Source organism: Sphingomonas flavida (genome assembly GCF_036663655.1).
Lineage (GTDB): Bacteria > Pseudomonadota > Alphaproteobacteria > Sphingomonadales > Sphingomonadaceae > Sphingomonas.
In genome coordinates this window covers 377,981-393,416 of record NZ_JAXOJH010000002.1, presented here as the reverse complement: position 1 = coordinate 393,416, position 15,436 = coordinate 377,981, and the positions used below count along the sequence as shown (strand labels likewise).

General features: G+C 64.2%; 12 protein-coding genes. All 12 read right to left on the bottom strand.

Annotation, left to right across the window (positions count from 1 at the left end; all coding sequences use genetic code 11):
- Window position 1: 1 nt before the first annotated feature.
- The 12 genes from U1703_RS04005 to U1703_RS03950 all read right to left on the bottom strand — a co-directional run bounded on the left by U1703_RS04005 (window position 2) and on the right by U1703_RS03950 (window position 15,358).
- Window positions 2-1,240 (bottom strand): lipopolysaccharide biosynthesis protein, encoded by a 1,239-nt coding sequence (locus U1703_RS04005; protein WP_332784671.1) that lies wholly within the window; start codon window positions 1,238-1,240, stop codon window positions 2-4.
- Window positions 1,240-1,620, bottom strand: a complete 381-nt coding sequence (locus tag U1703_RS04000; RefSeq protein ID WP_320452539.1) for a hypothetical protein — start codon at window positions 1,618-1,620, stop codon at window positions 1,240-1,242. The genes U1703_RS04005 and U1703_RS04000 overlap by 1 nt, the downstream gene beginning before the upstream one ends.
- A complete protein-coding gene (locus U1703_RS03995) occupies window positions 1,617-3,404 on the bottom strand; it encodes a heparinase II/III domain-containing protein (protein WP_332784670.1) in 1,788 nt (595 codons plus the stop codon). The genes U1703_RS04000 and U1703_RS03995 overlap by 4 nt, the downstream gene beginning before the upstream one ends.
- Entirely contained in the window at window positions 3,401-4,768 is a 1,368-nt protein-coding gene (locus tag U1703_RS03990) for an O-antigen ligase family protein (protein ID WP_332784669.1), read from the bottom strand. The genes U1703_RS03995 and U1703_RS03990 overlap by 4 nt, the downstream gene beginning before the upstream one ends.
- The gene (locus U1703_RS03985) at window positions 4,765-5,889 is read right to left on the bottom strand and encodes a hypothetical protein (protein WP_332784668.1); all 1,125 of its coding nucleotides are present in this window, start codon (window positions 5,887-5,889) and stop codon (window positions 4,765-4,767) included. The genes U1703_RS03990 and U1703_RS03985 overlap by 4 nt, the downstream gene beginning before the upstream one ends.
- Window positions 5,886-8,042, bottom strand: coding sequence for a GumC family protein (locus U1703_RS03980; RefSeq protein ID WP_332784667.1), 2,157 nt, complete (start codon window positions 8,040-8,042; stop codon window positions 5,886-5,888). The genes U1703_RS03985 and U1703_RS03980 overlap by 4 nt, the downstream gene beginning before the upstream one ends.
- Before the next feature lie 108 nt (window positions 8,043-8,150).
- Window positions 8,151-8,801 (bottom strand): polysaccharide biosynthesis/export family protein, encoded by a 651-nt coding sequence (locus tag U1703_RS03975; protein WP_332784666.1) that lies wholly within the window; start codon window positions 8,799-8,801, stop codon window positions 8,151-8,153.
- A 79-nt stretch (window positions 8,802-8,880) separates the two neighbouring features.
- Entirely contained in the window at window positions 8,881-9,960 is a 1,080-nt protein-coding gene (locus tag U1703_RS03970) for an acyltransferase family protein (RefSeq protein ID WP_332784665.1), read from the bottom strand.
- Window positions 9,957-11,276 carry a hypothetical protein gene (locus U1703_RS03965; protein ID WP_332784664.1) on the bottom strand — a complete coding sequence of 440 codons (1,320 nt, stop codon included), beginning with the start codon at window positions 11,274-11,276 and terminating at the stop codon, window positions 9,957-9,959. The genes U1703_RS03970 and U1703_RS03965 overlap by 4 nt, the downstream gene beginning before the upstream one ends.
- Window positions 11,276-12,616, bottom strand: coding sequence for a glycosyltransferase (locus U1703_RS03960; protein ID WP_332784663.1), 1,341 nt, complete (start codon window positions 12,614-12,616; stop codon window positions 11,276-11,278). Before U1703_RS03960 ends, U1703_RS03965 begins: the two co-directional genes overlap by 1 nt.
- Window positions 12,616-13,881 (bottom strand): nucleotide sugar dehydrogenase, encoded by a 1,266-nt coding sequence (locus tag U1703_RS03955; protein ID WP_320452548.1) that lies wholly within the window; start codon window positions 13,879-13,881, stop codon window positions 12,616-12,618. The genes U1703_RS03960 and U1703_RS03955 overlap by 1 nt, the downstream gene beginning before the upstream one ends.
- Before the next feature lie 73 nt (window positions 13,882-13,954).
- Window positions 13,955-15,358, bottom strand: a complete 1,404-nt coding sequence (locus U1703_RS03950; RefSeq protein ID WP_332784662.1) for a sugar transferase — start codon at window positions 15,356-15,358, stop codon at window positions 13,955-13,957.
- Window positions 15,359-15,436: the final 78 nt, after the last annotated feature.

Here is a 15,436-nt window from a genome sequence, read left to right as displayed (position 1 = left end):
GCTAATTTTCATGGCGGCACCTCCAGTAAAGCAAGGGGGGAAGGAGACCCGCCCGCAGGCAGATGATCGAATAGGTCAGCGCCACGCAGCCCTCGATCGCGGTCAGCGTGATTGCCGTGCCGATCAGGCCATAATGTTGCGACATCATGAAATAGGCAGGAATGCCGATGCCGCCGCACACCAGCGTGACCGTGCGAACGATGTCATCGCGCTTGGCGGCCAGGACGGCATTGTTGACGAGGAAGGTCGATATTCCCAGCAACATGGGCAAGGGTGCCATGATGCGGATGCAGTCGAGAATACCGGCATAATGGTCGAGCTGGATCAACCGCAACAGCGACGTACCGCCGATCGCGATCCCCAGGCTCATCGCCAGGGAGGACAGCAGCGCCCCGCCGTTCAACCGCAAAAGGCTGTTCGCCAGCCCCTTTTCTCCCGCCACATGGCGAACGCTTAAGGGATAGGCCGACATGAACAACGGCGCCGACGCCTGCTGCAACGCCGTCACCAGCCGCTGGCAAAGCCCGAACGCGCCGACCATTTCGGGGGACTGGACGATCCCCAGGACCAGCACGCCGGCGCTGGTGTAGGAGAACACGCCCAGCTTCATCACGAAAACGTCGCGCCCGTCGCGCAGCAGCGCGGTGGCGAGGCGAAGCGGCAATACACGCTCCAGATAGCCCTTGCGCCACAAGAGCGTCAGCCCGGCGACGTGGATTGCGAACATGGCGACGCATTGCGACAGAAACAGGCCGTCCAGACTATGGAAATGCCCCGCCGTCACCGCGGCGGCGAGGCCGATCAGCCGCACCGGCGCGGTGTAGAGCAGAAACTCCTTCTGCAAGGACAGTGCGATAAATATCCAGGTCGGGATGATGCCGTTCATGATCATGAACACCAGCACGCACATTGCCGGGCCAACGCCGATCGCCGGCACGGAAATGCTCATCACCCCTCCGGCGACCAGCAGCGTGACCAGCAGCAGCACCGTCTGGATCAGCAGGATGGCGGCGATCAGTGCCGCGATGCGCGGGGCATCGCCCAGCGCCAGCGATATTTCCCGCGCGCCCGAATAGCGAAAGCCATATTCCAGCCCGACCAGGATCAGCGATCCCAGCCCGAGATAGAAGACGACTTCCGACCCGGTCGCCTGGCTGGCCATCGCCGCGGCCAGCCAAGTGATGAACGCCGGATAGCCGATCTGGAACGCGTGAAGGATGAAGGTCGCGGCCAGCCTCATCACGCCCCCTCCTCTCGATCCGCCTTGGCGGAGGGCAGCGGGCGTTCCACCGGTTCGCCCAGACTGGCCCGCACCAGTAGCGGCCAAAGCAGCGACAGGACGCTCGGCAGAAACAGAGTGATGCACAGGTCATGCAGCGACGCAGCCATATCGCTTTCCGTCGCTCCGGCCGGACGAGACATGTCGAGCGCTTCGTTGATCAGTTCAAAGATCAGCACACAGAACCACGGCCAGCCCAGCGACGGCCGCCGCACGAGCAGATGGAACAGCATGAGCAGCAGCACGCCGACAAAGGCATGAAGGGCATCCGGCGCAATCCCGACGGCGCGCTCGATCCACAGTTTGAGCGATGTCCATGCGAAAGCAGCGTTGATGGTCATAGCCCCTCACGCACCCGTTCGCGTAGCAGTTGCAGCGTCTCGATCCGTTCTGCCGAAGCAGACGGCGTGGTGCGAAGCCGCATGATGCCGAACCGCCAATCGTCATGGCTTACCGGCAGGATGTCCAGCACGTGCGCCCGCTCAAGCGTCATATAGTGGCGGGACCAATGATCCGGCCGCGTGAGTACGGCCGCTCCCTCCAGAATATCCAGCCAGACCACGGTCGCGCCTTTGCACAGACGAAATAGCGAGGCGTTCTCCATCATGATCTGCCAATCGGCGGGAATGAGGAACCGTGATCGGGTCGGGGCAGGTCCGGACGACCAACCGTCTGCAATCAGCAGCGCACCGTCTGGCAATGGCGTGACCAGCCGACGGACCTTGCCTGCCCCGGTCCGCAATACGCCGCCGATCGTGTGATCGGGCAGACCCGCCAGTTCGCGCCGGTCGAGCGGCCGCGCCGCGGCGAGGCGACCGACCTTGAAACAGCCCAGATAGTCGACGGGTTCAGCTCCGTCGAAACAAGGACCATTATGGCTGGCGGCCGACCGCTCATGGGTACGGCGCGGACCGGTCGAATATTGCGACGTACCCGGATCGACGAACAGGCGCTCCCCCGCGACATCCAGTTCGAGCGCAAGGAAATCGGCATGACCATGCCCCGGGTTCCACACTGGCCCGATCGCCCCGGCATCCATCCACACATCGATCACACCATGGGCAAGGTGCGCATAGCCCGCATCGGGTAACGACGAACTGCCATCCGTTCGCAAAACGTCGGCCAGCACGCTCGCCACCGGCGGCACCTCGCCCATCCACGCGTCGTTGAACAGCGCGATCTGCCCATCCCGATGCGAAAGCAACGCCCAGGCGCGAGCCGCCGCGTCGCCACGATCTCGCGCTAAAGCCCTTGTTTCCGCTTGCAGAAAAGGCGTCGCCGCAAAAATGCGCAACGCCATCACGCTCAGTCCCTGATACATCGCCGATCGTTCGATCTGCATGCCGTCGGGCAAAATGGTCTGGGCAATGATCGCCGCGACCTCGCGATCGAGACGCCGGTTTGCCGCCCCGCCATAGCCGCCGCATGCCATGCCATAGAGACACAGTGCCGCCAGGTTGCGCTCGGTATGGTTGTTGCGCAGATCATGTTCGACATTGGCGCGGACGAATGCCGCGTCGCGGCGCAGCAGCCCGGCGACCCGGTCATGGAGCTGCGGATCGCTCTTGCCCCGCGCTTGTGCCAAGGCGAGGCCGCTCAATAGGGCCAGAATGCGGTGCGATGCGCCATAGGGCGACCAGATCGTCTGGAACGGTGCCGGAAGATCGAACCCCGTCGCCCGTTCAAATGCGTCGAGCAGGGTAAGCGCGGTCTGCGCGTCGTCGGCATCGCCCTCCGCCAGTAGAGAATGCATCACTTCGAGCTGGCACAGCTTCATGCGCCAGAGATGATGATCCTTCTCCTCGGGCAGGCAGTACCGCCAGTCGATGTCGGTCATGCCGCCGAAATCGACCTGCCGCCCCATCAGCCGAAAGGTGCCGCGCGCCGCTTCGGCGCGAGCTGCGGCATCGACCCGATAGTAGCGACCGATCAGGTCGGCGAGGCCTGCATCCAACACGCATGGTTGTGGCAATTCCGGCGTGGCATGGGTCCATCGCGCGAGCCGACGGGCATAATGGCGGGGCGCCACGGGCACGACATGATCGCGCAGCTTGCGGCGCAGTTGGTGCGCCAGCACGGGCAAGGGAATACGACGCAGCGCATGCGCCATCGGGTGAGAGATCATCGGATACCGGCCTTGTCGATCGATGGAAGGAAGCTCGCCCGAAGCCGAGGGATGGACTGGCCGATCATGGACAGTGACGGCGCAGGCTCGGTAAGGAAGCCGGCCAGCATCGCGGCCAGCAACTGGATCGCGAGAATCCGCGTCGGATAATCGACCAGCGAATGGAGCAGCAGCGCCAGCAATCCGGCTGCCGAAGCCCAGGCTAGCCGCCTGGCATCCCGGCCAAGCCGGGGAATGGCGACGCAGCGCCTGATCGCCCAGACAACGGCAAGCAGCAGCAGCAGCATGGCTGGCAAACCGCCCTCGAGCATCAGTTCGAGATATTCATTATGCGCGTGATTGACGTAATGCGGACCCACATGATCAAGCGGCTCGACCGACCGAAAAATGGTCTCGAATGTGCCAAAGCCAGACCCGACCGGCCAAAAGCGCGTGATCGCCGTCCAGCTATCGCCCCAGAAGCGGAAACGCTCGAGATTGCCGCTGTGCAAGCGCTCGACCACCAGCGCGATGACCGTATTATGCCGTGCGAGCGATACCGCGGCGGTCACTGCCAGGCACCATAGCGGCGCCATCCACCACCAGCGGACGCGCCACTGGCCCAGTAACACCGGCAACAGCGCGATCGGCAGCAACACGAATCCGGCGCGCGACGTGGTGGCGATCACCCCCGCCCCAAGCGCCACCGCCAGCGATAGCAGCAGAAAGGCCCCCATCGAACGCGATTGTGGCAATGCGCCGGTCAGAGCGGTCGCGACCAGCAGGAACGCCGCCTGATGATTGCGATTGGCGAACAGGCCGGTGGCATAGCCGACATGCCCTTCGGGATAGATGGTCCCCCATGCCCCTGCCGTCGCAAGCTGCACCACGGCCAGCATCAGACTGGCCAGCGCACAGCCAATCACGGTGCAGGCGAGCAGGGTCCGCTGGCGCAGGTCCATATGGATGACCAGCGTCAGCATCGCAGCGGAGGGCAACAACGCGACCAACGATCGTCGCGTCGCAGCGGGATCAAGGCTGATCGGATAGGCGCTATCTCCCAATCCCACGTGATCGGCGATGACGGCGGCCAGCGACCGCCCCGGCAGAGCGCGCCACCAACCGGGCGGCAAAGGCACGAGTTGTGCGACGATCAGCACCGCGACGAGCAGCAGCAGTACCAGGGGCATGACAGCCCCCGGCGAACGCGACGGCAACGGCCGCAGCACGAGCGATGCCAGTATGGTCAGGGCCACCGCCTCGATGAGCAGTTCCGCAACCGGATGGCCGCTGCCTCCACCACCGAGCACGAACGCGACCACTAGGATCACCGCCGCGCGCAGGACGAGTCGACCGCTACCGGCCGAACGGTCGTGGAACGTCACCGACCCTCCTCCCCGACCGGCATGATCGTGACACGGTCGAAGCGTGCCTCGCTGTATGACGGACCATCGGCACGCCGCGCTTCCAGCGCCAGGATCTGCGTCGTGCAGCCGTCCACCGGCACCGCGAAATCCTCGCGCCAGCCAAACGTCTCCGGTGCCCCCGCCATGGCGACCATCGTGCCGCCGGGCAGGCACCGCAGTGTCCAGCGGAGCACGCCAAGTCCCATCGCCTGATAGGATGGGGTGACAGTCATCAACCGATATCGCCGCGGCCCAAGCACCAGTTGTTGAAGCAGCAGCGCGCCGAAAGCCGATCGGTCGACACCGACAATGAGTGAACGCCCCCCCGCCCGCGAAACCAGTTGCATGTCCGCGCCCGGCTGGCGCCGCGTCGTCCATTCGAACGGCGCGATCCGGTCCGCCGTTCTGTCCAGACGGAGCCGTTGGAAATCCGGATCGAGCACCGCCCCTTGCTCCGCCGCGGTCAACCGCAGCCAAAGATTGCGCGCGCGCGCCGCCTCTCCTGTCGCGGCAAGCGCCTGGACATAGGACACCAGTTCGCCTTTCCGGTCGAGTTGTCCCTGCCGTGCCAACAGCTCGAGCAAGGCCTCGTGCGCGTCGCGCAAAGCAGGCGGGATGCCGTCGATCCGCTGGAAGAACGCGGTGCGCCATGCCGGCCGGGCCATCAGACGCTGCAGCAGGGCGGTTCGCCCGGGGCCGTCCACCGCGGCCGCATGCAGCGCTGGCAGCAAGGCGGGTTCGAGCGCGGGCCTGCGTCGCAGCAGCGCATCGACATGGCGCATCGCGTCTCCATCGTCGCCGCGTCGGATCGCCGCATCGATCAATAGTCGCTGCGTCTCCCCGTCTCGCCAGCCCAGCTTCCCGCTCAGTTCGGCCAGCGCGTCGGCCGAGTCCCCGTGCCCGGTCGCGCGTTCGGCGAGCGCAAGGTCCCGCAGCGCCGCCTGGTCATAGAGCGAGACCGCCAGCCGCTGCCCCGGGTCCGTGCGATCGGACAGCAAGCCCATGATCCGAACGAGGATCAGCACCGCCCCCGCCAATACCGTCAGCATGATCGCCACGCGCAACGGATCGGCGCGAGAGGCTGGGGGCGATCGCATCATCGACGCCACCAAGAACGCTTTCGAGGGGCGTCGTCATGACTGTAATTATAATAGGCATAGCCATAGCCGAACGCCTGCACCTCGACCCGATTGAGGATGATGCCCCGCAGGACCGCGCGGCTCAGATGCAGGCGGCGCAGCGCGGCGCGGATGGTGCGGCGATTGGCCTTGCTGCTATCCACGACGAATAGCGTGGCATCGACATGGGCGGCGATGCTGGGCGCATCGGCAAGCCCCAGCACGGGCGGACCATCGAGCAGCACCAGGTCGTACCGCTCCTCAAACTGGCCCATCAGCCAGGGCAGCGTGCCCAGCGCAAGCAACTCGGCCGGGTTGGCCGCTGATCCGCCGGTGGCGATGAACGCGAGATTGGGAATCGTCGTGGAGTGCACGACATCGGCGATCTCCGCATCGCGCCGGAGCAGGTCGACCAGTCCATTCCGGTTTTCCAGCCCGAAGAGCTTGTGCATCGAAGGGCGGCGCATATCGGCATCGACCAGCAGCACCCGACGACCGGTCTGCGCGAAGTCCCGTGCCAAGGCATAGGTGATGCTGGTCTTGCCCTCGCTCTTGCCGCAACTGGTGACAAAGGTCGTCCGTGGGGGTCCGGCACTGTCCGACAACTCGACCGTCGAGCGGATCGTGTGGATCGCTTCGGTCAGGGCCGAATTGGGCTTTTCCAGTTCCTCACGGAACACCAGCCCAGCCTCCAGTCGCGGTACCATGCCCAAACCGGTGACGCCGAGCTTGCGTTCTGTTTGCTCGACGGAACCCACGGCATCATCCAGATTCTCACGTAGATAGACAAAGCCCAGCGCGACGATCAGCGATCCCAACAGCGCCAACCCCAGATTGACGCCCAGTTGCGGCACGACCGGCCGTTCGGGCACCGATGCAGGGTCGACAATGGCGATGTTGTTGGACGATACGCCCGCCGCCGTGCTTACCTGTCGGAACCGCTGGAGCAGGCCGTCATAGAGTTCGCGGTTGGTGCGCACCTCGCGCCGCAGGATCGTGTAGCGGATCGACCGATCCTGTTCGGTCAACGTCGCACCTTTCAGCCGATCGACTTCCGCCTGCATCTGCCGTTCCTGCAATTCGGCGGTCAGGAAGCGGTTGCGGATCGAGTCACGGATGTTCCCCGCAAGCCTTGCCAGTCGCTGGTCGAGCGCGGCGATCTGGCCCCGAAGGCGGATCAGGTCGGGGTGATCACTCTGCCGGCGCTGACTCTGCTCGGCATAGCTCGCATCCAGTTCGGCGCGCCGTTCCATCATCGTCTGCATGACAGGATTGGAGAGCACGTCGGGCAGGCTCATCACCGGAGCCGCCTGGGTGTTACGCCAAAACTGTTCCGCATCGATCCGCCTTGCCCGTGCCTGCGACAAGGCGTTGTTGGCCTCGACTAGGCTCGCCCCGACGAGCGACGGGGTGCCGTTCGTCTGCTGGTTCGCCGATTTGATCGCGTCGGTATCAATGATGCCGGTCGATCGAGCATAGGCCACCATGCTCCGCTCGGATTCCTCCAGACGCTCCTTCGCCTGCTGAAGCTGCTCGCGCAGGAATTGCCGGGCATAGCCTGATGTGTCGAACCGGCGGGACAGGTTGCTGGCGATCATCGCATCGGCAAAGGCGTTGGCGATCCTTGCGGCCAGGGCGGGATCGGGGCTGTCGAACGTCACCCTGGCGATGCGGGACCCATCGGGCAGCGTCACGTTCAGATGCTCGCGCAAGGTCGCCAAGACCCGTTCGCGCAGCGCAGCGTCGGCATCCCCCCGCCCCGGGGCGCGGTCATCCCATTTGACGCGCATGGCGTCGAGAAACGCTCTATTCTTGAACAGACCCAGCGTCTCGGCAACGCGGATCGCCAGCGTGCGGCTGCCCAGGATTTCGGTCTGGGTCTGGAGGAAGCGGTCTGCGTCCTGCACCGCCTGCACGGGTTCGACATCGGGCGCGTCGAGCACGCGCGACGCCTGCTGGTCAATTTGCAGGCTGGCTTCGGCGCGATAGGTCGGCGTGGTGAGCAATGTCACGCTCAACCCCAGCAAAAGCCCTGCGCAGCAGATGGCCAAGACGAACCAGCGATTGCGCATCAGCGCGAGCCGCACGCCCTCCAGGTCGATCTGCGTGCCGGAGAAGAGCCAGGATTCTTCCACGGCCGCATCGCTGCCGGCCGCAGTTACTGGAGTAGCCTTTGAGAATGTGGGCATCAATGACAGATCCGATCAGGGTGCGATCGGCACAGGCGCGTGGCCGTGCCGCGCTTATCGATAGGGCCGAAAAACGGCGACCAGCGGCGCGGTGCTCAACACATCGCGCCACGCCGCCTTGAGCGCGGAAAAACCGACCACCACCGTGTCGCCGGGCTGCATTTCCGGGTCAGGCATCTTGCCCCGGCGGATCTTCCCCACATCGAACACTGCGCCCATCGGCTGGCCGTCGATGGTGCGCAATATGACGACCTCTCCCAATGCCGATACGCGCGTCGTTCCCTCGGCCATCGCGATCGCGCCCAAGAGGCTGGTCTTGCCCTGCAACGGGTAGATGCCCGGCTTGTTGACGGCGCCCTCGACAACCAGCTTCAGCGACGCGGCGGTCGACAGGTTGACGGCCACATCGGGATTGATCAGCATGTGCTGTCCCAGCCGGCGGGCAATCGCATGAGCGAGTCCGTCGGTCGTCAGGCCACTGGCCTTAACCTGCCCAATCAGCGGCAACGAGATGTTGCCGCCGCTGGTGATCTGCACCTCCTTCAAGCTCAGATCGGGTTCGTTGAGCACCGTCAGGCTGATGACATCGGCAGCGCCGAGCACATATTCCCGCCCGGCTTCCGGCGCGACGACCGGGATCACCCGATAGGCCGCACCGTCGCGGGGCATGTCGGGCCGGGCGCAGCCGCTCAACAGCGCCAGCACCGCGCCGCATCCCAGCGGAAGCGCCGACGCGACAGCGCGAGCAAGGGCGGCGATGCCGGGCGATTGCCGCCGCCCGGCATCAAACGGGATGACTACCATAACGTTTCCTAAGAGGGCCCAGTCGCTGCGTCGTGACCGAATAGGCCAATGCCGAAACGGCTGCGGTGAGGACCAGGGACAGGAGAGCCCGTGGATAGGGCGCGGGAAGAAAATGCCCCACGATGAAATAGATCGAAAAATGCCAGAGATAGAGCTCGTAGCTGATCCGTCCGAGGTAGCGGACGGTCGACCATTCGGCGATCCGACGCACCCATAGCGTTCGCTCAGGGAAGATCAGCCCGCAGAAAGCCACGCCGATCGCGACACTCTGCGGCGTATATTTGAACGCGACCTCATACCAATTGGCCCAGTGGACCAAAGACGCGATCATGGCGGCCGATCCGCCCCACAGCAGCCAGTAAGCACGTCGTTCGAAGCAGGAAACGCGCAGCACACCAGCATCGAGCAACAGCGTCAACAATACGCCCCAGCCGATCGCGTCGATGCGGGTCAGGGTGAAGTTGTAGTTGATGCTGTCGGCCTGCTGCGGTGCCATCGACCAGACGGCCATGCGCAACGCCAGCGCTCCACCCAGTATCGCCGCCAGCAGGATGATCCGGCTTGTCCGCCTGCGTACGAACAGCAATACCGGCGGCAGGAGCAGGTAGAAATGTTCCTCGACCGCCAGGCTCCACAGCGGCTCCAGCGCGTCATAGCCGGCATCCCATCCCAATAGTCGCGCACCGATCTTCTGGACATTGCCGAGATAGGCGAAGGACAGGAGCAGTTGTGACCAGGAAAAACCGACAGGGTCGATCCACACGAGCAGTGGAACGGCGACCACGCCCATCAACAGCAGCGGCGGCAACAGCCGGATGAGCCGTCGGACATAGAACCGGCCGAGCGCGATCCGACCATAGGTCTTTTCCTCGGCCAACAACAGGCGCGAGATCAGGAAACCGCTGATGAAGAAGAAGATCGAAACGCCAAATCCGCCCGGAACACTCGGCAGCAGTTGGTAATGTGCAACAATGACGATCGCGACGGCGAGCAGCCGCAACCCGTCCAGACCGGCGACATAACCGAAGCGCGCCGTCGCGCTGGTGGATACGCCGCTCATGCCACACCGCCTTGCCGGACCGGAGCGATCCAGAAGTCGGGGTTCAGCGCCAGTCCGATCAGCAGCCAGAAGGGCGGATAGGCCGCCGGAAAGCTCTGCACCCACGTCATGAACATCATCGCGAGGCAGAGCGGCCGAAACGATATGCCCGACAGGGCGACCGTGCGGAACAGGAGCACCGCGAATGTCAGGCCGATCAGGCCATATTCGAGGAACAGCACCGGGAAATAAGCCAGCGGCGATCCGTCGAAGCTCAGCGGAACGCTGGTCGCGTAATAGCCGGTCAGTCCGAAGAAGGTGCCAAGGTCGTGCCGCGCATAGATTGCCCCCCCCAGCTTGAGGAACGCGCCCGCCCCATAGCCAAGCCCGTGCGAGTCCATCATGCCGAGGATGCCGACGGCATTCTGAACGATGCGATAGGACAATGTCGTGTCCAACAAGCCCGTCGGCGAGCGCAGAGTCAGCAAGATCAGGTCAACGCCACGAACGCCCGTTTCGGGAATGGTGCCGATCAGGAACAATGCGGCCAGGACCATCAGGCCAACGACCAGATAGCGCGGCCACAGGCGCCCCCGCCCCGCCGTGCGCTGGGTGAGATACCATAGCCCGCCCAGCACCATCACCGCGAAGAAGCCCGAGCCGGACTGGGACAGCAGCACGTTGAACAGCGCGAGACCCACCGGCCAGACCGGCACAACCGCCCCGTCGCGCGACAGCGCCTTGCGCGTTACCAGCGTCAGCAACAGCATGAACGCCATGGTAAAGCCGAAATCGGTGGCTTCCGGCGCCAGGCTGGTGGCGCCACGTCCTCCAATGATGCCGCTAGCAGTCGGAACCAGCGGGCGCGTGACGGCCAGATAAGCCCCCTTGCTGACAAATCCCAGCAGCGCGAACATGGTCCACAACGGCAAGGTGAACGCCAGCACCCGCCACAACAAGGATGGCGACACATAGGTGGCGGCGACCAGGATCGCCCAGCAGATGACGAAACTGGCCGAGCGGCGGAGATAATAGTCGAGACCGACCGAGCCGGGTTCGGAAACATAGAGCATGAACCACAAGGCGAAGCACAGCACGAGCAGGTGGAATCCGGTGACGCGCAACGTCGCGGTCAAAAGCCGGTGCACGAGGAACGCCCAGCACAGCAGCGCCGCCCAAGGCTGCACCTGCGATGGCGCGGCGATGGGCCCAAAGACGAGATAAGGCAGGCAGCAAAGCACCAGCGCCACCGCGAGCGCGATGCGCCCCAGCATATCGGGCGCGGCCACCGACATGGCCGCACGTCCGTCCCACGCCGTCCCCATGGCTTGCGACATCAAGCCGCGATCCCCGCGCCGGACAGGATCGGCGCGCCCGCTGTCACTTCAGGGCGCAGGCTGTCGTAAAAGGCCTGTTCGAGCTTGAGGAAATGGGCTTCCCACGTCCAGTGCTGCTCGACATAGGCACGCGCGGCGGCCCCCAGCGCCATTGCCTGGTTCGGATCGCACAGCAGCGCGATTACGGCCGCGGCAAAGCCATCGGCATCGTCGGCGATGCGCAGCGTGTCGTCCGGCGCCATGATACCCTCGTTCGCGATCGAGGTGGCCACCGTCGCCTTGGCACAAGCCATATATTCGATCAGCTTGTTCTGCATGCCGCCGGCTGCACGCATCGGATTGATGCAGACGGTTGCCGAACGGATGAAATGCCCCACGTCCTGCACCGTACCGGTGACGGTGATCCCATTGCGACCGTCGAGATCGCGAATGGCCGCCGTCGGATCGCGCCCCTGGATGATCAGCGTGGCACCTGGAACGGCGGCACGAACGATCGGCCAGCAATGATCGACGAACCACAGCACCGCCTGGACATTGGGCTGATAGAGCATGGACCCGGAGAAGACGACGCGACCGGCAACCACCTCCGCCGCTATCGCCGGGCGATACCGGGTCAGGTCGGTGCCGTGTGCGCCATAGACCCAATTGTCGATCGGACGCTGCTTCTGCGCGGTACAGACCGCCTCGACCTTGGCGACGTCGGCGGGACCGATCAGCACCGCTCGATTGAAGCGCTGCCAAACGCGCGCCTCATAGCGTTCGCACAGCGCCGTCTCGATGCGATACAAGAGTCGCTTTAAGGCATGACGCTCATTCTCGAATATGCGCCGGGAATTGAGCGACTGCGACAATTGCATCGCCAGGAACGAAACCGGCGCACGCGCATCATCTGGTCGACCGACACGGGTCAGCGCATGGGGCACCGCATGCGCACTACGGATGTAATAGCTGTAGACGACGTCATACTCGCCCGCCTGCACCCTCGCCTTCACTTCCCGTGCCAGCGACCGGTTGCGAAACATGGCCACCTGCACGGGCTCGCGGTGGAACAGCCCCTTGATCAGCCCGCACGCGATCTGACCGATCCCGTGCGAATGAATGCGGACATGGCGGCACGCACTGTTCAACCAGTCCCGCTGGACCGGCGAAACCTCGCCATGCTTCGCCAGGGTGTAGAAATCGACCTGATGCCCCCTTGCGGCAAGGAAACTGAGGAGATGCGCGACGGTCAGTTGGTCGCCGCGCATCATGGGAAAGGGCAATCGGCTATAGACGAACGCCACCCGCAATGGCCGGTCGCTCGGAAGACAGTCCATGATCTTGGGAAGTGCGTCGACCATCACGGCAGCCGATTGGTGCTGACATGCTGGCGCGCATTGACGTTCAGATCGGCGATCAGCCCGACCGTATCGATGGCGAGATCCCAATCCTCTGTTTCCGCAACATCGCGGGGAACGAACAGTCTGTTGAGGGCCGGAAGCTGGCTATAGGCATAGCCCAGATTCTGCCCGATCAGCTTGGCAGGGACGACCACCGGGTCATAGACCGAAAGCTGGTAGCCCGCCTCCAGCAGCTTGCGTGCAAGGTCGACATTGGCGCTCTCGCGCAGATCGTCGCTTTCCGCCTTGAACGACAGCCCGACGAGTAGAACCTTGCCGCCTGGCCGGACATGTTCCTGCACATATTCGAACAGGAAATATTTGTGGCTTTCGTTCGACCGGATGACGGAATCGATCATCGCGGTATGCGATCCGACATCCGCCGCGATATATTGCAGCGCGCGTACATCCTTGGGAAGACAGGAACCGCCGAACGCGCCACCGGGCCTGGTATAATAGGGCGAGATGTTCAGCTTGGTGTCCGACACGAAGATTTCGTGGACCTTGCGCGCGCTGATGCCGAGCTTGACCGCGGTGCGCCCGACTTCGTTGGCGAAGGTCACCTTGACCGCGTGCCACGTATTGTCGACGAACTTGGTGAATTCGGCTTCCCGAAACCGCGTCACGAACAAGGGCGCGTCGATCCCCCGGTACAACGCCGTCATATTGGCCGAGGGCTTGCCGTCGACCGTGCCGATGACGATCTTCGGGGGGTGGAAATAATCCTCGATCGCGGTCGCTTCACGCAGGAATTCGGGATTGTAGACCAGCTCGACGGCGTCGTTCAGCCGGTCGCCCAACTCGGCCTCGAAGATGGGGCTGATAAGCGTATCGAGCGTTCCGGGGCGGATCGTCGAGCGATACACAACGGTCAGGGGATTTGCGCGGTTCGACGTGACGGCGTTGGCGATCTGACGGCTGACCTCGCTGATATAGGTCATGTTGTGCGATCCGTCGGGGCCACTCGGCGTGCCGACGCAGACGATGGCGATGTCGCATTCGTTGATGACGCCGTCCGCGCTCTGCGAATAGCTCAGAAGGCCGTCTTCCCGCCCCTTGCGAAGCAGTTCGTGCAGTCCCGGTTCGGTGATCGGACATCCGCCCGCATTGAGCTCGGCAACCTTGGCCTCGTTGACCTCGATACCGCTCACCCTGTGGCCGTCCCTGGCGAGACAAGCCGTCGCCGTAAGGCCGACATAGCCCAGACCGAAAACAGCAATATGCATTACAAGAAACCCCTGCTCGTGATTTGCGCGCGAAAGCTTGCCCGGTGCGCCGGGCGGGCGTTGAATGAGGCGGTCAGAAGACCGATCGACCGGCCAGAGCCATGACGGTGCGGAAGACGATCTTGATGTCTTTCCCCAGCGACCAGTCGCGAAGATATTCGAGGTCTGCGTCGAGCCGGTTCTGTAAGTCCGCGTCGACAAAGGTGGTGCCACGGAACCCGCGGACTTGCGCCAGTCCGGTCATGCCGGGCTTGACGGCATGGCGGTGCCAATAAGCGGTATCGACTTCCCAATAGAGCTTGTCGCCAGCCTTCGCGCCCAACGCATGAGGCCGGGGCCCGACGATACTCATGTCCCCACGCAGCACGTCGATCAGCTGCGGCAATTCGTCGATGCTCGTGGATCGGATGATCCGACCAATCCGCGTCACGCGATCGTCGCTGCGTCCCTGGGTCAGCCGGCTGCCCGAAAGATCCTGCGTCTCGACGCGCATGCTGCGAAACTTGTGCATCCGAAACTGTCGGTTACCCCGGCCGATCCGCGGCTGACGGAACAATGCCGGGCCGGGACTATCGAGCCGGATCGCCAGCGCAGTGAACAGCAGGAACGGGGTCAGCAGAAGCAGGCCGATCCCAGCCACCACGATATCGAACAGCCGCTTGGTGATGCGGTCGCTCAACGACAGCGGCTCGCCCGCCACCTTCAGCGTCGCCTGTCCATGGAAGCTACCTGCGCCCGTGGGAGCCAGCGACGCGACTTCCTCGACCAGCAATTCCACCGGGACATTGGCGCCGCGCAATGCAGCTGCCCAGGCGGCGCGACGATCCTGCGGGCAGGAAACGACCAGGCGGTCGGCCCTGCCTGCCAGTGCGCCGAGCCGCTCCAGAACGCCGGGGTCATGGACATCGGCGCGCAGACCGTGGCGGACGGCATCGATCACCAAACCGTCCATCGGGGCAACCAGGCTTGCCTCGCCATCGACGATCAGGATGGTGCGGTGCCGCCCCGATCGTTCACTCCACCAGGCAGACCCCAACAGCAACGCCAGCGCGCTACGCGCTCCCCCCAGGGTGAAGGCAAGACCGGTCAAGGAGGGGAGCAAAGCCGTGGACACGTGGTCCATCGACCGCCCCTCCAGGACTGCGAAGGTCGCCGCGGCGCAGAAGGTGATGAGCAGCGCAAGCCAAGCCCGCTGCACGCTGCGTACTGCGTCGGCGGCGATCGCCGGGGAATAAGCCGCTCCATAGACCGCGACGGCGAAGTAGATAGCGCCCAGCATCCACAGCAGCTGCGGATGGACCGTCCCGCCGATCGTCATGCCAAGGGTCGCGGACAGGCTGGCGGTCGCAATGAAGGCGATGGCATCCGCCAGGCACAACTGCCCCCCCAGAAACACGAAGCGAATGGGCTTGCCGGAGAACATGGCGCCCCCCCATCCCGGCGCATCGACGATCGCCGGTTCCTCTATATAGCCCATTGGGCGTTGAGCCGGATTTAGCACGTGCGTCCCCCTCCCCAGAACCGACGCTGCGGATCTGGGACTACGTCATTCGAA